The organism is Aeromicrobium sp. JJY06 (genome assembly GCF_044069275.1).
In the GTDB taxonomy this organism is placed as follows: Bacteria; Actinomycetota; Actinomycetes; order Propionibacteriales; family Nocardioidaceae; genus Aeromicrobium; species Aeromicrobium tamlense.
In genome coordinates, this window is sequence record NZ_JBIMRD010000001.1 from 1,602,165 (window position 1) to 1,619,970 (window position 17,806).

Annotated in this window: 16 protein-coding genes; 10 read left to right on the forward strand and 6 right to left on the reverse strand. The window is 71.8% G+C overall.

From position 1 onward, the window contains the following. Positions 1-14 precede the first annotated feature (14 nt). Positions 15-2,174 carry a CDP-glycerol glycerophosphotransferase family protein gene (locus tag ACGWYL_RS07855; RefSeq protein ID WP_395486877.1) on the forward strand — a complete coding sequence of 720 codons (2,160 nt, stop codon included), beginning with the start codon at positions 15-17 and terminating at the stop codon, positions 2,172-2,174. On the opposite strand, the gene rfbA is transcribed toward ACGWYL_RS07855, so the two are convergent. After that, entirely contained in the window at positions 2,147-3,010 is an 864-nt protein-coding gene (gene rfbA, locus ACGWYL_RS07860; protein WP_179426599.1) for a glucose-1-phosphate thymidylyltransferase RfbA, read from the reverse strand. The genes ACGWYL_RS07855 and rfbA overlap by 28 nt on opposite strands. A 64-nt stretch (positions 3,011-3,074) precedes the next feature. Between rfbA and rfbB the strand changes: the two genes are divergently transcribed. The 4 genes from rfbB (at position 3,075) to ACGWYL_RS07880 (ending at position 6,470) form a co-directional block, all read left to right on the forward strand. After that, entirely contained in the window at positions 3,075-4,073 is a 999-nt protein-coding gene (rfbB, locus tag ACGWYL_RS07865; RefSeq protein WP_395486878.1) for a dTDP-glucose 4,6-dehydratase, read from the forward strand. 9 nt (positions 4,074-4,082) lie between these two features. Beyond that, entirely contained in the window at positions 4,083-5,384 is a 1,302-nt protein-coding gene (locus ACGWYL_RS07870) for a sugar nucleotide-binding protein (protein ID WP_395486879.1), read from the forward strand. Positions 5,385-5,484: 100 nt separating this feature from the next. Then, a complete protein-coding gene (locus tag ACGWYL_RS07875; RefSeq protein WP_395486880.1) occupies positions 5,485-5,835 on the forward strand; it encodes a sterol carrier family protein in 351 nt (116 codons plus the stop codon). A 23-nt stretch (positions 5,836-5,858) separates the two neighbouring features. Further along, on the forward strand, positions 5,859-6,470 hold the full coding sequence (locus ACGWYL_RS07880; RefSeq protein WP_179426591.1) for a peptidylprolyl isomerase: 612 nt from the start codon (positions 5,859-5,861) through the stop codon (positions 6,468-6,470). Between the two features lies 1 nt (position 6,471). On the opposite strand, the gene ACGWYL_RS07885 is transcribed toward ACGWYL_RS07880, so the two are convergent. Next, complete coding sequence (locus ACGWYL_RS07885; protein WP_395486881.1) at positions 6,472-8,022, reverse strand: long-chain-fatty-acid--CoA ligase; 1,551 nt, start codon at positions 8,020-8,022, stop codon at positions 6,472-6,474. A 152-nt stretch (positions 8,023-8,174) separates the two neighbouring features. On the opposite strand from ACGWYL_RS07885, the gene purF reads away from it, so the two are divergent. From purF to ACGWYL_RS07900, 3 genes are all read left to right on the forward strand, one after another. Then, on the forward strand, positions 8,175-9,671 hold the full coding sequence (purF, locus tag ACGWYL_RS07890; RefSeq protein WP_269305184.1) for an amidophosphoribosyltransferase: 1,497 nt from the start codon (positions 8,175-8,177) through the stop codon (positions 9,669-9,671). After that, entirely contained in the window at positions 9,668-10,711 is a 1,044-nt protein-coding gene (gene purM / locus ACGWYL_RS07895) for a phosphoribosylformylglycinamidine cyclo-ligase (RefSeq protein ID WP_395486882.1), read from the forward strand. Before purF ends, purM begins: the two co-directional genes overlap by 4 nt. 124 nt (positions 10,712-10,835) lie before the next feature. Then, positions 10,836-11,012 carry a DUF3073 domain-containing protein gene (locus ACGWYL_RS07900; protein ID WP_179426583.1) on the forward strand — a complete coding sequence of 59 codons (177 nt, stop codon included), beginning with the start codon at positions 10,836-10,838 and terminating at the stop codon, positions 11,010-11,012. Positions 11,013-11,109: 97 nt separating this feature from the next. On the opposite strand, the gene ACGWYL_RS07905 is transcribed toward ACGWYL_RS07900, so the two are convergent. The 3 genes from ACGWYL_RS07905 to ACGWYL_RS07915 all read right to left on the reverse strand — a co-directional run bounded on the left by ACGWYL_RS07905 (position 11,110) and on the right by ACGWYL_RS07915 (position 15,210). Further along, entirely contained in the window at positions 11,110-13,161 is a 2,052-nt protein-coding gene (locus ACGWYL_RS07905) for an MMPL family transporter (protein ID WP_395486883.1), read from the reverse strand. Positions 13,162-13,224: 63 nt separating this feature from the next. Then, positions 13,225-14,301, reverse strand: coding sequence for a Glu/Leu/Phe/Val dehydrogenase dimerization domain-containing protein (locus ACGWYL_RS07910; RefSeq protein WP_395486884.1), 1,077 nt, complete (start codon positions 14,299-14,301; stop codon positions 13,225-13,227). 87 nt (positions 14,302-14,388) lie between these two features. After that, entirely contained in the window at positions 14,389-15,210 is an 822-nt protein-coding gene (locus ACGWYL_RS07915; protein WP_269305187.1) for an SDR family NAD(P)-dependent oxidoreductase, read from the reverse strand. A 42-nt stretch (positions 15,211-15,252) separates the two neighbouring features. Between ACGWYL_RS07915 and ACGWYL_RS07920 the strand changes: the two genes are divergently transcribed. Further along, positions 15,253-16,146 carry a sterol desaturase family protein gene (locus ACGWYL_RS07920; protein WP_269305188.1) on the forward strand — a complete coding sequence of 298 codons (894 nt, stop codon included), beginning with the start codon at positions 15,253-15,255 and terminating at the stop codon, positions 16,144-16,146. Positions 16,147-16,217: 71 nt separating this feature from the next. Next, a complete protein-coding gene (locus tag ACGWYL_RS07925; protein ID WP_395486885.1) occupies positions 16,218-17,030 on the forward strand; it encodes a hypothetical protein in 813 nt (270 codons plus the stop codon). A 20-nt stretch (positions 17,031-17,050) separates the two neighbouring features. Here ACGWYL_RS07925 and ACGWYL_RS07930 read toward each other — a convergent pair whose 3' ends face one another. Beyond that, positions 17,051-17,791 (reverse strand): SDR family NAD(P)-dependent oxidoreductase, encoded by a 741-nt coding sequence (locus ACGWYL_RS07930; RefSeq protein ID WP_395486886.1) that lies wholly within the window; start codon positions 17,789-17,791, stop codon positions 17,051-17,053. Positions 17,792-17,806 lie beyond the last annotated feature (15 nt).

Below are 17,806 nucleotides of genomic sequence, written 5' to 3' on the forward strand. Positions count from 1 at the left end.
GGTAGGTTGACCGGATGGATCTCGTGCGCAGGATCGTGCAGCGGCTGCGCCGGCACGGCGACGCCCCGTCGCCGCCGGCCCTCGCCAAGCGCGTGCGCACCGCCTTCCGGCTCGACGCCCAGCAATGGCGGGCCCTCGTCGCCGAGGTCGAGTCCGGAGCCGCCACCTGGAACCGCGCCGACTGGCTCGACCTGCCCGTCCGCGACCGCGCGGCCCTCTACGCGGCCGCGCACGGCGACCGCGAGACCGTGGACCGGCTGGCAGAGTCGCGCACCGTCCACGGGCCCTCGTTCCTCGTCCATCGCGGCACGCATCGCATCGACCTCGGCGAGGGCGTCGAGGTTCCCGGCTGGCTGCTCGCCGCGCAGGACCACGACCTCGCCCTCCGCGTCACCGTCGAGGCCGCCGGCTCGTCGCCCGTGTACGTCGCCGGCACCAGCTTCATCTCCGGCCTCGCCTTCGACCCCGACGCCGACACCGTCGCGGTGACCGCGACGACGAGCGACGGCACCGTCGAGGCGGACGTCACGATGCGGCCCGACCCGGTCGCCGACGCCGAGAGCGGGGAGCGGTGGGCCGACCAGACCGGCGCGTCCTGGTGGACCGCGATCGGCCTCGACCGTAGCCAGCCGATCACCCTCACCGTCACGGTCACGTCCGACCAGGTCGTCCGCACGGCCGAGGTCGTCGTGCCCGCGCTCGACGGAGCCGTGCCCCTCGCCGTCGTCCCCACCGCGTCCGGCGTCCGCCTCGCCGCCGGCGACCACGAGCTGACCGTGGCGGCCGTCTCCGAGGCCTGGGGAGGCGGGCCGTCCCCACTGCACCTCGACGCCCGCGTCGACCGGTTCGGCGCCGCCGCCACGATCCCCGCCGGTCGGTTCGCCGTCACCGCCGACGTGCCCCTCGACCTCGCCGACCCGGCCGCGCTCGCCCTGCCCCTGACCGAGCGGGCGATCGACCTCGTCGACCTGCTCGTCACGGCACGCGGCTGGACCTCCGGCGAGCCCGGCGTCGCCCTCGTCGTCAGGAACCCGATCCCCGTGGAGGACCGGGGCCGCCGTCGTCAGCGACTCCTCCTCGACGAGGTCCGCCAGAACGCCGGTCCGCTGCGCGACCGTGCCGTCGCCATGTGCTTCGGCGGCAGCGGTGCCGGCGACAGCGTGGCACCCGTCGCGCGTGAGCTGGTCCGTCGCGGCATCCCCGTCGACTTCGTCGTCACCGACCACTCCGTCGCCGTGCCCGAGGGCTCCCGTCCGATCCTGCTGCACTCCCGCGAGTGGCACGACGCGTTCACCCACGCGAGGTACCTCGTCAACAATGCGGAGTTCCCGCACTACGTCCGCTTCCGCGAGGGTCAGCGCTACCTCCAGACCTGGCACGGCACCCCGCTCAAGCGGATCGGCCGCGACATCGCCTCGCCGCGGCTCTCGGCCGGCTACACCGCGGCGATGGCGCGCGAGGCCGGCGCGTGGGAGGCGCTGCTCGCGCAGAACTCCTTCGCCGCAGGCGTGCTGCCGCAGGCGCTCGGCTTCGACGGCCGGGTCATCCTCGAGGGCTACCCGCGCAACGACGCGCTCGCCGGAGAGGGGGCCGATCTCCTGCGGCAGTCCACGCGCGAGGCGCTCGGGCTCGGCGACGAGCGCGTCGTCCTGTACGCCCCCACGTGGCGCGACACCGCCCGCACCGAGCAGGGCCGCCGCGCCTTCGTGTCGCACCTCGACGCGGCGCGGGTGCACGAGCGCACCGGCGCCACCGTCCTGCTCCGCAGCCACAGCAACGCCGCGGCGGGGCGAGGCCGGATCAGCTCACCCGGCGTCCTCGACGTCACCGCGCACCCCGACATCACGGCGCTGCTCGCCGCCGCCGACGTGCTCGTCACCGACTACTCCTCGGTGATGTTCGACTTCGCCGTCACCGAGCGGCCCCAGGTGCTGCTCGTGCCCGACGTGGAGGAGTACCGCGACGACCGCGGCTTCTACCTCGACCTCCAGGAGACGCCGCCGGGACCGATCGCGACCTCCACCGACCAGGTGATCGAGGCGCTCGCGGGAGCCTCGTCGGACCAGGCGCGCGCGTTCCGCCAGCGGTACGCCCCGCTCGACGACGGCCACGCCGCCGCGCGCGTGGTCGACGCGTGGCTGGGACCTCAGGAGCCGAGCAGCCCCAGCAGGTAGCCGCCGTAGCCGCTCTTCACGAGGGGGCGGGCCAGCTCGGCCAGCTGCTCGTCGGAGAGCCAGCCCAGCCGCCACGCGATCTCCTCGGGGCACGAGACCTTCAGCCCCTGCCGCTTCTCGATCGTGCGGACGAACGCGCCCGCGTCGGCGAGGTCGTCGAACGTGCCGGTGTCGAGCCAGGCGGTGCCGCGCGGCAGCACCTCCACCTGCAGCGTGCCCTCGTCGAGGTACGTGCGGTTGAGGTCGGTGACCTCCAGCTCGCCTCGCGCGGACGGCCGCAGCGCGCGGGCGCGCTCGACCACCGTGTCGTCGTAGAAGTACAGGCCCGGCACGGCGTAGTTGCTGCGCGGGACGCTCGGCTTCTCCTCCAGGGAGATCGCCCGCCCCTCGGCGTCGAACTCCACCACGCCGTAGGCTCGCGGGTTGGCCACGTGGTAGCCGAACACCGCAGCACCGACGGTCTGGTCGAACCGCTGCAGGTTCGTGCCGAGGCCCGCGCCGTAGAAGATGTTGTCGCCCAGGACCAGCGCCGAGCCCTGGTCGCCGATGTGGTCGGCACCGATGAGGAACGCCTGCGCGAGGCCGTCGGGCGACGGCTGCTGCGCGTACGTCAGGTTGATCCCGAACCGCGACCCGTCGCCGAGCAGGCGCTGGAACGCCTCGGCGTCGTGGGGCGTCGTGATCACCAGGATGTCGCGGATGCCCGTGGCCATGAGGGTCGACAGCGGGTAGTAGATCATCGGCTTGTCGTAGACGGGCACCAGCTGCTTGCTGACCCCGAGCGTGATCGGGTGCAGCCGCGATCCGGTTCCTCCGGCCAGGATGATGCCGCGCATGGGTGCACCCTACTGTGGCCAAGACCGCCCCGGAGGGGGTTCGATCAGCGTTACGCTCGGCCCCATGCGCCGACTGATGGTCACCGGGGGAGCCGGCTTCATCGGGTCCAACTTCGTCCGCCACGTGGTGGAGCACTCCGACGACCACGTCACCGTCCTGGACAAGCTGACCTACGCCGGCAGCCGTGAGTCGCTCGCCGGGCTGCCCGAGGACCGGGTGCGCCTCGTGGTCGGCGACGTCGCCGACGCCGAGCTGGTCCACTCGCTCGTGACCGGCGCCGATGCGGTGGTCCACTTCGCCGCCGAGTCGCACAACGACAACTCGCTCGTCGGGCCGCGGCCGTTCCTCGACACCAACATCGTCGGCACGTACACGCTGCTCGAGGCCGTCCGCGCCCACGACGTGCGCTACCACCACATCTCCACCGACGAGGTCTACGGCGACCTCGAGCTCGACGACCCGCAGCGCTTCACCGAGTCGACCCCCTACAACCCGTCGAGCCCGTACTCGTCCACGAAGGCCGGCTCGGACCTGCTGGTGCGGGCGTGGGTGCGGTCGTTCGGGGTGCGCGCGACGATCTCGAACTGCTCCAACAACTACGGGCCGTGGCAGCACCTCGAGAAGTTCATCCCGCGCCAGATCACGGGCCTCATCGACGGCGTGCGGCCGCGGCTCTACGGCGAGGGTCTCAACGTGCGCGACTGGATCCACGTCGACGACCACAACGCCGCCGTCCTGACGATCCTCGAGCGCGGCCGCCTGGGCGAGACCTACCTGATCGGCGCCGACGGGGAGCGGTCGAACCGCGAGGTGGTCGAGGCGCTGCTGGCGCTGTTCGGTCGCGAGCCCGACGACTTCGACCACGTCACCGATCGGGCGGGTCACGACCTGCGGTACGCGATCGACTCGACGAAGCTGCGCACCGAGCTCGGTTGGACGCCGCGCTTCGCCGACTTCTCGGCGGGACTCGCCGACACCGTGCAGTGGTACCGCGACCACGAGGACTGGTGGCGGCCCGCGAAGGCGGCCACCGAGGCCAAGTACGCGGCGCTGGGCCAGTAGGGGAGCGCGATGAGGATCGAGACGACACCCGTCCCCGGCCTGCTGGTGGTGCACCTGGACGTGCACGAGGACAACCGCGGCTGGTTCAAGGAGAACTGGCAGCGCGAGCGGATGGTCGCGGCCGGCCTGCCCGACTTCGGGCCGGTGCAGCAGAACGTCTCCTTCAACGCCGCCGCGGGCACGATCCGCGGCATCCACGCCGAGCCGTGGGACAAGTACGTGTCGGTGGCGGCGGGCCGGGCGTTCGGGGCGTGGGTCGACCTGCGCGAGGGAGAGTCGTTCGGCGCCACCTTCTGGACCGAGCTCGATTCGCGCACGGCCGTCTTCGTGCCGCGCGGGGTCGCCAACTCGTTCCAGGTGCTCGACGACGACACGGCGTACTCGTACCTCGTGAACGAGCACTGGAGCCCCGACGCGGTCTACGCCAACGTCAACCTGCTCGACCCCGAGGTCGCGATCCCGTGGCCGCTGCCGGTGGGCGAGATGTCCGAGAAGGACCGCGCCCACCCGCTGCTGGCCGAGGTCGCCCCGATGGCGCCGCGACGCACGGTCGTGATCGGCGCGGGCGGCCAGCTCGGCCGGGCGCTGCAGCAGGTGCTGCCCGACGCCGAGTTCCACGACCTCCCCGAGGTCGACCTCGCGCGCCCCGAGACTCTCGACTCGATCGACTGGAGCGGCGTCGGCACGCTGATCAACGCCGCCGCCTACACGAACGTGGACGGCGCCGAGACGCCCGAGGGCCGGCGGCTGTGCTGGGCGATCAACGTCACCGGGGTCGCCGCGATGGCGCGGATCGCGAACGACCGCGGCCTGACGTTCGTCAACGTCTCGAGCGACTACGTCTTCGACGGCACGGTCGAGGAGCACCGCGTGGACGAGCCCGTCTCGCCGCTGGGCGTCTACGGCCAGACGAAGGCGGCCACCGAGGCGGTGACGTCGGTCGTCCCGCGGCACTACCTCGTGCGCACCAGCTGGGTCGTGGGCGAGGGCGCGAACTTCGTCGACACGATGCGCCGGCTCGCGCGCGAGGGCGTCTCGCCGTCGGTGGTGAACGACCAGCACGGCCGGCTGACGCCCGCGTCGGTGCTGGCCGAGGGCATCGTCGACCTGCTGCGGTCCGAGGCGCCGTACGGCATCCACCACGTCACGGGCCGCGGCCCGGTGGAGTCGTGGGCCGACATCGCGCGCCGGGTCTTCGCCGAGGAGGGCCGCGACCCCGCCGACGTCCGCGGCGTCAGCACCGAGGAGTACCTCGCCGGCCGCCCCGCCGCCCCCCGCCCCCGCCACTCCGCGCTGCGGCTGCCGGAGTGACGGTTTCCCCGCTTAACCGGGGAAACCGTCACTTCACGAGGTTCGCAAACCCCGCGAAGTGACAGGAAACCTCGTTCAGTGGGCCGGATAGGGTGACCGGGTGGCGCGCACCCTGACCCCGATAGACCCCGCCGAGTTCGCGCAGATCTGCGCGCGCATCGACGCCGGCGAGGCCGACCGCGCCGACCTCAAGGCCGCCACGAAGCACCTGCTGGCCCTGCTCCAGCGCAAGGCGCCCGGGCACAGTGTCGAGGTCCGCATCCCGCCGTTCGCCGCGATCCAGTGCATCGCCGGGGCGAGCCACACGCGCGGCACCCCGCCGGCGGTCGTCGAGACCGACGCCGAGACCTGGATCGCCCTCGCGCGCGGCCGGCTCGCCTGGGCCGACGCGTCCGTGCGGGCCAGTGGCGAGCGATCCGACCTCTCGCCACTGCTGCCGCTCGTCCCCTGAAGCCGCTCGCTAGGGTCTTCCCCATGCGCGTGCGACTCCTGCTCCTGTCGGTCCTGGCCCTCCCGCTCCTCGCGGCCTGTGGAGGCGGCGACGACTCCGACGCCGGCTCGAGCGAGTGCTCGTACGTCGAGGAGTCCGCGGCCGCGAAGGACGCGAAGCTCCCGCCGTCCGACCTGCTCGCCCCCGAGCAGCTCACGGTCAAGACCAACCGCGGCGACTTCGGCCTCACGCTCACGCCCGACACCGCGCCGTGCACCGTGAACTCGTTCGCGTCGCTCGCCGAGCAGGGCTACTTCGACGGCACGAAGTGCCACCGCCTCGTGCCCGGCTTCGTGTTGCAGTGCGGCGACCCGTCCGCCACGGGCACCGGCGGCCCCGGCTACAGCTTCGACGACGAGCTGACCGGCGACGAGACCTATCCCGCCGGCACGCTCGCCATGGCCAACAGCGGCCCCGACACGAACGGCTCGCAGTTCTTCATCGTCCTCGAGGACGCCGCACTGCCCGCCGCCTACACGGTCTTCGGCACGGTCGACGAGGCCGGGATGGAGGCCGCCCGCGCCATCGCCGAGGAGGGCAACGGCGCGGACGGCGTCGCTCCGAAGAACGACGTCGTGATCGAGTCGGTCTCCTGACTCAGACCTGGCGGCCGCTCGACCAGTAGGGCTTGCGCAGGTCGCGCTTGAGGATCTTGCCCGAGGGGTTGCGCGGCAGGAGCTCGACGATGTCGATGCTCCGCGGCACCTTGTAGTGCGCCAGCTGCTCGCGCGCCCACGCGATGATCTCGGCCTCGGTCGCCTCGGCGCCGGGCCGCAGCGCGACGACCGCCTTGACCGACTCGCCCCACGTGTCGTCGGGGACGCCGATGATCGCGACCTCGAGGAGCGCCGGGTGCTCGGAGAGCACGCGCTCGACCTCGGGGGAGTACACGTTCTCGCCGCCGGTGATGATCATGTCCTTGATCCGGTCCTCGACGTAGACGTAGCCGTCGGCGTCGATCCGCCCGATGTCGCCGGTGCGGACCCAGCCGTCGCCGGCATAGAGCTCGGCGGTCGCCTCGGGCTTGCCGTGGTAGCCGGGCGTGGCCTGGTCGGTCCGGAACCACAGCTCGCCGGGCTCGCCGGGAGCGACGTCCTGCAGCGTCGCCGGGTCGACGACGCGCGCCTCGACGCCGGGGATCGGCTTGCCGGCCGACAGCAGGCGCTCGGGGTGCTCGAGGTCGCGGTGCTCGTCGTCGTGCAGCATCGTCACGACGCCGCAGAACTCGGTGAGGCCGTACACCTGGTAGAACGCCGTGTCGGGCCAGTGCTCCTGCGCCCCGCGCAGGATCGTGAGCGGCATCGGCGCCGCGCCGTAGGAGAAGCCGCGCAGGCCGCTGAAGAGCTTCATCGCGTCGGCCCCGGCCTGCAGCAGCATCGCCACCACGGCGGGCACGAGGAACGCGTGGGTGACGCCGGACATCATCGCGCCGGCCAGGGCGGTGGGCTCGACCTCGCGGATGATGTGCCCGGGCACCCGGTTCTTGAGGCCGAACATCGCGTAGGACGTGCCGCCGACGTGGAACATCGGCATCGCGATGAGCATCTTGGCGCCCTCGCCGTAGGCGATGCCGGTGTCGGCGGCCTCGGTGTGGGCGACGAGGTTGCGCTGGGTCAGCAGCACGCCCTTGGGGCGTCCGGTCGTGCCCGAGCTGTACATGATGACGACCGGGTCGTCGGCGGTGACGTCGTCGGCCTGCTCGAGGGGCTCGCCCGCGGACTGCCAGGCCTCGAACTCGTCGGCGTCGCCGCCCATGACGACGATCCGCTCGACCGTGGTGAGCTTCTCGCGGATGACCTCCACCTGGTCGAGCAGCTCGTGCCCGACGAACAGCAGCTTCGCGCCGGCGTCGTTGATCGTGTAGTCGAGCTCGTCGCCGGCGAGGCGCCAGTTGACGATCGCCGTGGCCGCGCCGACCAGGCTCGCGCCCAGCACCAGCTGCAGGATCGCGGGGTTGTTCTTGTCGACGACGGCGATGTGGTCGCCGTGCCCGATGCCCTCGGCGCGCAGCGCGCCCGCGGTGCGCCGGACCGACTCCCAGACCTGCGCCCAGGTCCACTCGCGCCCTTCGTAGAACCAGCCGGTCTCGTCGGGCGAGGCCTGCGCGGCGGCGCGCGCGTGGTCGGCGATGAAGGCGGCATCGGTCATGAGGTCTCCTGGAGGCCGGTGGTGAGGTGCGTCACACGCTAGTGCTCCGAAGCGCCGCAGGGAAGACTTCCAGTCAAGGTTGACTGTTAATGAGGATTCCGGCTTTCCGGTGCCGGTCGGGGAACGCGCCGACGGCCGGTAGACTGGGACCCGTGCCCCGCGGAGATGGTCTCCTGACCCACGAGCTCGACCCCAGCGACGCCGGCCCCCAGGACGCCTGTGGCGTGTTCGGGGTCTGGGCCCCCGGTGAGGAGGTCGCCAAGCTCACCTACTTCGGTCTCTACGCCCTGCAGCACCGCGGGCAGGAGTCGGCCGGCATCGCCGTGAGCAACGGCCGGCAGATCCTCGTCTACAAGGACATGGGCCTGGTGTCCCAGGTCTTCGACGAGGCCACCCTGGAGTCCCTCGCCGGCCAGATCGCGATCGGCCACGCGCGCTACTCCACCACCGGCGCCAGCGTGTGGCAGAACGCCCAGCCCACGTTCCGGCCCACCGCCCAGGGCTCGGTCGCGCTGGGCCACAACGGCAACCTGACCAACACCCACGAGCTCGTCCAGCTGCTGCGCGAGCGCACCGAGGGCGACGCGAAGTCCGCCTCCGCCGAGACCGCCACCACCGACACGTCGGTCATGGCCTCGCTGCTGGCGTCCTACCGCGACCGCTCGGTCGAGGACGCGGCGCTCGAGGTGCTGCCGCAGCTGCGCGGCGCCTTCTCCCTGGTCTTCATGGACGAGACCACGCTCTACGGCGCGCGCGACCCGCAGGGGATCCGCCCGCTCGTGCTGGGCCGGCTCGAGCGCGGCTGGGTCATCGCCAGCGAGACCGCCGCCCTCGACATCGTCGGCGCCTCGTACATCCGCGAGATCGAGCCCGGCGAGTTCGTGGCGATCGACGAGAACGGCCTGCGCAGCAGCCGGTTCGCCGAGGCGGCGCCGAAGGGCTGCATCTTCGAGTACGTCTACCTCGCCCGCCCCGACACCACGATCAACGAGCAGCGCGTGTTCAGCGTGCGCGAGCGGATCGGACGCAAGCTCGCGAACACCGCGCCCGTCGAGGCCGACCTCGTGATCCCGGTGCCCGAGTCGGGCACGCCCGCCGCGATCGGCTACGCCGAGGAGAGCGGCATCCCGTTCGGCCACGGCCTGGTCAAGAACTCCTACGTGGGCCGCACGTTCATCCAGCCGTCGCAGACGATCCGCCAGCTCGGCATCCGGCTCAAGCTCAACCCGCTGCGCGACGTCATCGCCGGGAAGCGCCTCGTCGTCGTCGACGACTCGATCGTGCGCGGCAACACCCAGCGCGCGCTGGTGCGGATGCTGCGCGAGTTCGGCGCGGCCGAGGTGCACGTGCGCATCTCCAGCCCGCCGGTGAAGTGGCCGTGCTTCTACGGCATCGACTTCGCCTCGCGCGCCGAGTTGATCGCCAACGGCCTGAGCGTCGACGAGATCTGCCGCTCGATCGGCGCCGACAGCCTGTCCTACGTCTCGCTCGACGACCTGATCGAGGCGACGCACGTCCCCGCGGACAACCTGTGCCGCGCCTGCTTCGACGGCATCTACCCGGTGGAACTGCCGGACGACGACCTCATCGGCAAGCACCTGCTGGAGCTGCCGCAGAACGGGACCGAGCCCCTGAAGGTGATCCAGTGACCTCGTACGCCTCCGCCGGAGTCTCCATCGAAGAGGGCGACCGCGCGGTCGAGCTCATGAAGCAGTGGGTCGCCAAGGCCACCCGCCCCGAGGTCGTCGGCGGCATCGGCGGGTTCGCCGGCCTCTTCGATGCCTCGGCCCTGAAGGACTACCGCCGCCCCCTGCTGGCCACCAGCGCCGACGGCGTGGGCACCAAGGTCGCGATCGCGCAGCGCATGGATCGCCACGACACGATCGGGTTCGACCTGGTCGGCATGCTCGTCGACGACCTCGTCGTCTGCGGCGCCGAGCCGCTGTTCCTGACCGACTACATCGCCTGCGGCAAGGTCGTCCCCGAGCGCATCGCCGACATCGTCAAGGGCATCGCCGCGGCGTGCGCCGAGACCGGCACCGCGCTGCTCGGCGGCGAGACCGCCGAGCACCCGGGCCTGCTGGGCGCCGACGAGTACGACGTCGCCGGCTCCACCACCGGCGTGGTCGAGGCCGACCGCCTGCTCGGCGCCGACCTCGTGCGCGACGGCGACGTCGTGATCGCGATGGCCTCGTCCGGCCTGCACTCCAACGGCTACTCGCTCGTGCGCCACGTCTTCTTCGAGAAGGCCGGCTGGGAGCTCGACCGCGAGGTGCCCGAGCTCGGCCGCACCCTCGGCGAGGAGCTGCTGACCCCCACTCGCCTCTACACCAAGCCGTGCCTGGCGCTGGCCGACGGCGTCGAGGTCCACGCGATGTCCCACATCACCGGTGGCGGCCTCGCGGCCAACCTCGAGCGCGTGCTGCCCGACACGGTGTCGGTGCGGCTCGACCGGTCCTCGTGGACGCCGGCGCCCGTCTTCACCCTCGTCGGCGAGCTCGGCGGCGTATCCCAGGCCGACCTCGACCAGGCGCTCAACATGGGCGTCGGCATGGTCGCGATCGTCGCGCAGGACGCGGCCGACGCGGCGGTCTCGCTGCTGTCCGATCAGGGCGTCGACGCGTGGATCGCGGGCGAGGTCGCGGCGGCCGATGTGCACGGCAAGGGCGGCTCCGTCACCCTCGGCTGAGAATATTCGCTGCAATCCCGGCTCCCGCACTCGCCGAGCCGGGGCCGCTTCATGCGATCTGGGAGTGTTTGGGTACGCTGGTACCACGACATACTGGACCACTGAGTGCGAGGGGGTCGAGCCCATGGGCCGCGGCCGTGCCAAAGCGAAGCAGACCAAGGTCGCTCGCGATCTCAAGTATCGGACATTGGACACTGACTTCAATGATCTCGAACGAGAACTTCACGGAGAGTCCGGGGATCCCATCCCGGATCAGTACGCTGATCTCGCCAAGAAACTGGGAGGCCCTGCCGCCAGTTGAGCGGTAGGGCAGACGTCTCTCCCCGCCCTCGGGCGGAACCCACCGAATCGTCACCCGTGGGGCACCTGTGTGCCCCACGGGTCTCGGTGCTGCTCCCTCAGCGCGACAGCTGGCTGGGCCACCAGAACCGGCGGCCGCACAGGGCCACCAGCGCCGGCGTCGCGACACCGCGCACCAGCACGGTGTCCAGCAGCACGCCGAAGCCGACGACGACGCCGAGCTGTGCCAGCAGCACGAGCGGCAGCACGCCCAGCACGGTGAACACGGCGGCCAGCAGGACGCCGGCGCTCGTGATGACGCCGCCGGTCACGGCGAGCGCCTTGACGATCGACTCGGTGGCGTCGTGCGTCAGCGCCATCTCCTCGCGCGCCCGCGCGGTGAGGAAGATGTTGTAGTCCACGCCCAGGGCGACCAGGAAGATGAACGCGAGCAGCGGCGTGCTGACGTCCATCGCCGACCAGCCGAGCACGTGGTCGAACAGCAGCCAGCCGACGCCCAGCGCCGACAGGTAGGACAGCACGGTGGTCGCGCAGAGCACCACCGCGGCCACGACCGAGCGCAGCAGGATCAGCAGCATCAGCAGGACGATCACCAGCACCACCGGGATGACCTTGAGGCGGTCGTCGGCGGCGGTCTGGGCCTCGTCGAGCGCCTGGGCGTCCGGTCCTCCGACGAGGGCGTCGGGATCGGCGTCCTTCACGGCGCTGCGGAGGTCCTCGATCGTGCTCAGGGCCTGCTCGCTCTCGGGCGCGACCGAGAGCACGACCTGCACCTCGGCGACGTCGTCGGAGGCGCCGGCGGGGCGGGCGCTCTCGACGCCCTCGACCTCGTTCGCGGCGGCCGTGACGTCCTCGACCTTGTCGGGCGTGGTCGCCACGGTGGTGGGCGCCGAGATGCCGGCGGGGAACGCGTCCTGCAGCGTCTCCTGGGCCTGGATCGACTCCGGCGTGTCGAGGAACTGCTCGCTCTGCCCGAGACCGGTCGAGAGGGTCAGCGCGCCGGCGGCCATGGCGCCGAGCACGGCGATCGAGGCGATCGCGACGGGCCACGGGCGCGACGTGACGGTCCTGCCCACGCGGTACCACCAGCCACGCTCGCTGGGGTCGTCGTCGCCGTTGCGGGGCACGAACGGCCAGAAGAGCCAGCGGCCCGGCAGCGCCATCGCCGACGGCAGGATCAGCAGCGCGAACGCGACCGCGATGACCAGGCCGATGGCACCGGCCAGGCCGATGCCGCTCACGAAGGGGGAGTCGGCGATCAGCAGGGAGAGCAGCGCGAGGATCACGGTGCCCGAGCTCGACAGGATGGCCGGTGCGGCGCCGCCGACGGCGGTCCGCATCGCCTCGTGGCGGGACTCGTGGCGACGCAGCTCCTCGCGGTAGCGGGCGATGAGCAGCAGGGCGTAGTTCGTGCCGGCGCCGAACACCAGGACCGACGTGATGCCGGTGATCGAGCCGTCGATCTCGAAGCCGAAGAGGCCGGAGGCGCCCTCGAGCACCTTCGCGGCCACGCGGTCACCGATGCCGATGACGGTGAGCGGCACGAGCCACAGCCACGGGCTCCGGTAGGTGACGATCAGCAGCACCGCGACGACCGCGGCGGTGACGGCGAGCAGGCGCACGTCGGCGCCGTCGAACACGGCACCGAGGTCGGCCTGGACGGCAGGGGCGCCGGTCACCTCGGCCGTGACGCCGTCGGGCAGGTCCTGCTTGGCGACCTCGCGGATGCGGTCGACCAGCTCGGCGTTCTCGTCGTTGCTCAGGCCGGACTTCACCGGGATCGCGACGATCGCGGCGGCGCCGTCCTCCGACGGCACGGGCGGGCTGGCCTGGAGGTCGAGCTCGGAGCCCAGGGTCTGCGCCCGCTCGCCGAGCGCCTGCAGGTCCTGCGGCGACAGTCCGCCGTCGCGCGAGTAGACGACGATCGCGGGGGACTCGTCGGCCTCGGGCAGCTGGTCGAGCAGCGCCGCGGCACGCGAGGCCTCGGCCGAGTCGGGGAGGTTCGAGCCGGCCTCGTTGCCCGAGGTCGGCTCGGGGGCGAAGGCCATGACCAGACCGGAGACGATCAGTCCCAGCAGCACCACGACGATGGATCGGCGCGGGCCCACGAGGCGCGCGAGGGGGAAGGACCGATGGTCGACGGTTTTCACGCTAGAAGGCTAAGCGATCTAACTATCTCCCGCTGACGGCGGGCGGGCCCCGCCCGCCTCGACTCAGCCCAAGTGGATCTGGCTCAGTCGCCCGATCTCGCGGATCCGCTGCTCGGCCTGGCGGTCGGCCGCCTCGGCCGTGGTGATGCCCTCGGCGGCGGAGCGCTCGAGCACGGCCAGCGTGGTGTCGAAGATCCCCGTGGCACGCGCCTTGGCGCGGTCGAAGGAGAAGCCGCTGGGGTCGAGCTCGTCGGCCACCTGGATGACGCCGCCGGAGTTCACGCAGTAGTCGGGCGCGTAGACGATGCCCCGGTCGGCGACCAGCTTGCCGATGCCGTCGTGGGCCAGCTGGTTGTTGGCCGCACCGGCGACGACCTTCGCCGTCAGCGCCTCGACGGAGACCTCGTTCAGCGCGCCGCCCAGCGCGCACGGGGCGTAGACGTCGAGGTCGGCGGCGATCAGCTCCTCGGTGGAGCCGGCGACCTCGAGGGACGGGAAGCGGTCGCGCAGGCGCGCCACGGCCTCGGTGTCGATGTCGGTGACGACCACGCGGGCGTCCTCCTCGACGAGATGCTCGGTGAGGTGGCGTCCGACCTTGCCGACGCCGGCGATGCCGACCCGCTTGCCGGCCAGCGACGTGCCGCCCCACGTGAACTGGGCGGCCGCGCGCATGCCCTGGTAGACGCCGAAGGCGGTCAGGACGCTGGAGTCGCCGGCGCCGCCGTGGTCGACCGTGCGGCCCGTGACGTAGTCGCACTCGCGGGCGATGACGTCCATGTCGGCGGAGTAGGTGCCCACGTCGCACGCGGTGAAGTAGCGGCCGTTGAGCGTCTGCACGAAGCGGCCGTAGGCGCGCAGGAGCGCCTCGGACTTGTCGGTGTGCGGGTCGCCGATGATGACGGCCTTGCCGCCGCCGAGGTCGAGCCCGGCGAGCGCGTTCTTGTAGGCCATGCCCTGGCTGAGGTTGAGGACGTCGGCGAGCGCGTCGGTCTCGCTGGCGTATGGGAAGAAGCGGGTGCCGCCCAGGCCGGGCCCGAGGGCCGTGGAGTAGAGGGCGATGATCGCCCGGAGTCCGGAGGCCTCGTCGTGGCAGAAGACCACTTGCTCGTGGTGGGTGCCGAAGCTGCTGGGCGTGCTCATGTTCCCTCTTCCTGGGTCGGCGGGGGTGGTGCCGGCCTGTCGGTGTGGTTGGTACGCGGCCGGGGGTGGTGGTCGCTGTGACCCACGTTACTCGTGCACGTCCCCGGCGGCGGCACGACGGGCGAGGTTGCGGTCCATGCGCCGGAAGAACGGCGCCGTCGCGCGCGTGACGACGCCGGGCAGCAGCGCCATCGAGGTCTCGCCGGCGACGCCGAACGCGCTCGTCACGCGCGAGGGCCGTGAGACGACGGCGCGCTCGATCCAGCGGCTCGCCTCGTCCGGACCCATCATCCTCATCGCGCGGTAGATCTCGGTGCCGCCCGACATCTCGGTGCGCACCATCGGGAAGTGCACGACCGTCGTGGTGATGCCGCGGTGGCCGAGCTCGGCCGACAGCGACCGGAGGTAGGACTCGAGCGCGCTCTTGCTGGCCAGGTAGGCCGAGAACAGGGGGATCGGCACCTGGGTCGAGAGCGTGGAGCTGATCGTGACGTGCCCGCGCCCCTGCTCGAGCATCGACGGCAGCACGAGCGAGATGAGCCGCACGGCCGCGAAGTAGTTGATGGCCATGACGCGCTCGTGGTCGTGGAGGCGGTCGAGCGATGCGGTGATCGGCCGCCGGATGGAGCGCGCCGCGTTGTTCACGAGCACGTCGATGCGGCCGTGCTCGGCCAGGACCCGCCCGACGACATCGCGCGCGGCGTCGTCGTCGGTGAGGTCGACGGGATAGGCGTGCGCGTCGCCTCCGGAACCCCGGATCGCCTCGGCGACGGCGGCCAGCTCGTCGGCGCGGCGGGCCAGCAGGCACACGGTGGCGCCCCGCGCGGCGAGCCGGTGCGCGGCCGCGGCGCCGATGCCGCTCGAGGACCCCGTGATGACGATGACCTGACCCGCCGGATCGATGCCCATGGGCTGTGATCGTAGTCACAGGCGACGGCGTATCGTGGTGGGGTGCTGGCCGAACTCCTGGACCCGATGAAGAACCCGCTGACGTACGCGGTGCCGTTCTTCCTGCTGAGCATCGCGATCGAGCTGGCGGCCCTGAAGTGGCTCGACCACGACGACAACGTCACCGGCTACGCGCTCAAGGACGCACGGACCTCCATCTCGATGGGCGTCGGCTCGATCCTGTTCCTCACGGTCTTCAAGATCATCACCTTCTTCGCCTTCGTCTTCGTGTTCGCGCACTTCGCGCTGTTCGAGCTCGACACCGGCGCGTGGTGGTACTGGCCGGCCCTGATCGTGGGCCTGGACTTCTGCTACTACTGGCACCACCGCTTCAGCCACCGCGTGCGGATCGGCTGGGCCGGCCACCAGGCGCACCACTCCAGCGAGTTCATGAACTTCGGCACCGCCCTGCGGCAGAAGTGGAATCCGTGGTTCGAGTTCTTCTTCTGGCTGCCGCTGCCGCTCCTGGGCTTCGCGCCGTGGACCCTGTTCGCCGCCTTCGCGATCAACCTCATCTACCAGTTCTTCGTGCACACCGAGGTCGTCGGGAAGCTGCCGCGGCCGATCGAGTGGGTGTTCAACACGCCCTCGCACCACCGCGTGCACCACGGCTCGGATCCGGAGTACCTGGACAAGAACTACGGCGGCATCCTCATCGTCTGGGACCGGCTGTTCGGCACGTTCCAGGCCGAGCTGCACCGGCCGCGTTACGGCCTCACCCACCCGGTCGAGACGTACAACCTGCTGACGCTGCAGTACGGCGACTACCGCAAGATGGCCGCCGACGTCCGTGCGGCGTCGTCGTGGCGCGAGCGCGTGGGCTACGTGCTCGGGCCGCCCGGGTGGAAGCCTGACGGCTCGATCGACCGCGGCCGCACCGAGGCCGGCACGCGCTGACGCGGCAGGCGGGTGAGCCCCGATCCTCCTAGGCTGGCAGCACCGACTCCGCACCACCGAGAGGATCCCCGATGGCCACGAGCAAGGTCGAGAAGAAGCTCCGCGAGACGATCTCCACGATCAACGACCTCCGCGGTGAGCTGAAGAAGGTCCGCAAGGCGGCCACCAAGTCCACCTCGTCGGAGATCAAGAAGGTCCGCGAGGAGCTGGCGCAGGTGCGCGAGACCACGGCGAAGCAGATCGCCGACCTCACCGCGATGGTGGCGCGCCTGGCGCCCGACGTGGTCAAGCCGGGCTCCACCGCGACGCCGCCGCCGGCCGAGCCCACCCCCGCGCCGGCCGAGCCCTCGCGACCCACGGACTCCCCGGTGGAGGCCGCGCACGGCGACCCCCTCGGCTCGGCCGCCCGCAGCGCCAGGAAGACGCCCGCGAAGAAGACGACGAAGAAGGCTCCTGCGAAGGCCGACGAGACCACCTCGTTCGCCGGCGAGGCGCTGGCCGCCTCCGACGCGAGTGGACCGGTCGACGCGGAGGTCCCCGGCACGGCCCCTGCCGCCGAGGTCACCCCCGTCGCGAAGAAGACCTCGGCGAGGAAGACCACCACGAAGAAGGCCACGACCGCGAAGAAGGCGACGCCCGCGAAGAAGGCGACGACGGCGAAGACCACCACGGCCAAGAAGGCTCCGGCGAAGAAGACCGCCACCGCCACGAAGGCACCGGCGAAGAAGGCCGGCGCCACCTCCACCGCGAAGCGCACGAGCGCCCAGGGTCGCAAGACCGCCGCGCGCAAGGCCACGAAGGCCGCCACGCCGGCCGCATCGCCAGCGACGCCGCCGGCCACGCCGGACAACCCGGCGAGCGCGGACACGCCCGCCTCGGACTGAGGCGCGTCGCCGGCCTCGGTCTACTGGGGCCGGCGGTGCACCTTGTGCTGCGCGGCCTGCGCGACCGGCTTGATGACCATGAGGTCGATGTCCACGTGCGGCGGCCGCGTGGCCACCCACGTGATGGCGTCGGCGATGTCCTGCGCGAGCAGCGGCTCGTCGACGCCGGCGTAGACGGCCTCGGCGCGGGCGAAGCCGCCCGCGAACAGGGTGAGGCTGAACTCCTCGGTCTTGACCATGCCCGGGGCGATCTCGCTGATCCGCACCGGCTGGCCGTTCAGCTCGAGTCGCAGCGTCTCGGTGACGACCGCGAGCGCGTGCTTGGCCGCGGTGTAGCCGCCGCCGCCCTCGTAGGCGACGCGTCCGGCGGTGGAGCCCACGTTGATGATCGTGCCGGCACCCGAGTTGATGAGCGCGGGCGCGAGCGCCTGGGTCACCGCGACGGTGCCGAGCACGTTGGTCTCGTACATCCAGCGCCAGTCGTCGAGGTCGGCGTCGGTGACGTCGACCATCCCCTTCGCGCCGCCGGCGTTGTTGACGAGCAGGTCGAGCCGGTCGCCGACCGCGTCGGCCAGACGAGCCACGTCGTCGGGGTTCGTGATGTCGCAGGGCAGGGCGATCGCGTCGATCTCCTCGGCGAGTCGCTCGATGCGATCACGGCGTCGGGCGGCGGCGAGGACGGTGAACCCGGCGGCCGACAGGGCGCGGGCCGTGGCCTCGCCGATCCCGCTGCTGGCTCCGGTGACGACGGCGGTGGGCATGGGGACAGCGTGCCA

Bases quoted from the DNA above. Each gene is read 5' to 3' on its own strand.
- ACGWYL_RS07855 (WP_395486877.1), top strand. From the start codon at position 15: ATGGATCTCGTGCGCAGGATCGTGCAGCGGCTGCGCCGGCACGGCGAC.
- rfbA (WP_179426599.1), bottom strand. From the start codon at position 3,010: ATGCGCGGCATCATCCTGGCCGGAGGAACCGGATCGCGGCTGCACCCG.
- rfbB (WP_395486878.1), top strand. From the start codon at position 3,075: ATGCGCCGACTGATGGTCACCGGGGGAGCCGGCTTCATCGGGTCCAAC.
- ACGWYL_RS07870 (WP_395486879.1), top strand. From the start codon at position 4,083: ATGAGGATCGAGACGACACCCGTCCCCGGCCTGCTGGTGGTGCACCTG.
- ACGWYL_RS07880 (WP_179426591.1), top strand. From the start codon at position 5,859: ATGCGCGTGCGACTCCTGCTCCTGTCGGTCCTGGCCCTCCCGCTCCTC.
- ACGWYL_RS07885 (WP_395486881.1), bottom strand. From the start codon at position 8,022: ATGACCGATGCCGCCTTCATCGCCGACCACGCGCGCGCCGCCGCGCAG.
- ACGWYL_RS07900 (WP_179426583.1), top strand. From the start codon at position 10,836: ATGGGCCGCGGCCGTGCCAAAGCGAAGCAGACCAAGGTCGCTCGCGAT.
- ACGWYL_RS07910 (WP_395486884.1), bottom strand. From the start codon at position 14,301: ATGAGCACGCCCAGCAGCTTCGGCACCCACCACGAGCAAGTGGTCTTC.
- ACGWYL_RS07915 (WP_269305187.1), bottom strand. From the start codon at position 15,210: ATGGGCATCGATCCGGCGGGTCAGGTCATCGTCATCACGGGGTCCTCG.
- ACGWYL_RS07925 (WP_395486885.1), top strand. From the start codon at position 16,218: ATGGCCACGAGCAAGGTCGAGAAGAAGCTCCGCGAGACGATCTCCACG.
- ACGWYL_RS07930 (WP_395486886.1), bottom strand. From the start codon at position 17,791: ATGCCCACCGCCGTCGTCACCGGAGCCAGCAGCGGGATCGGCGAGGCC.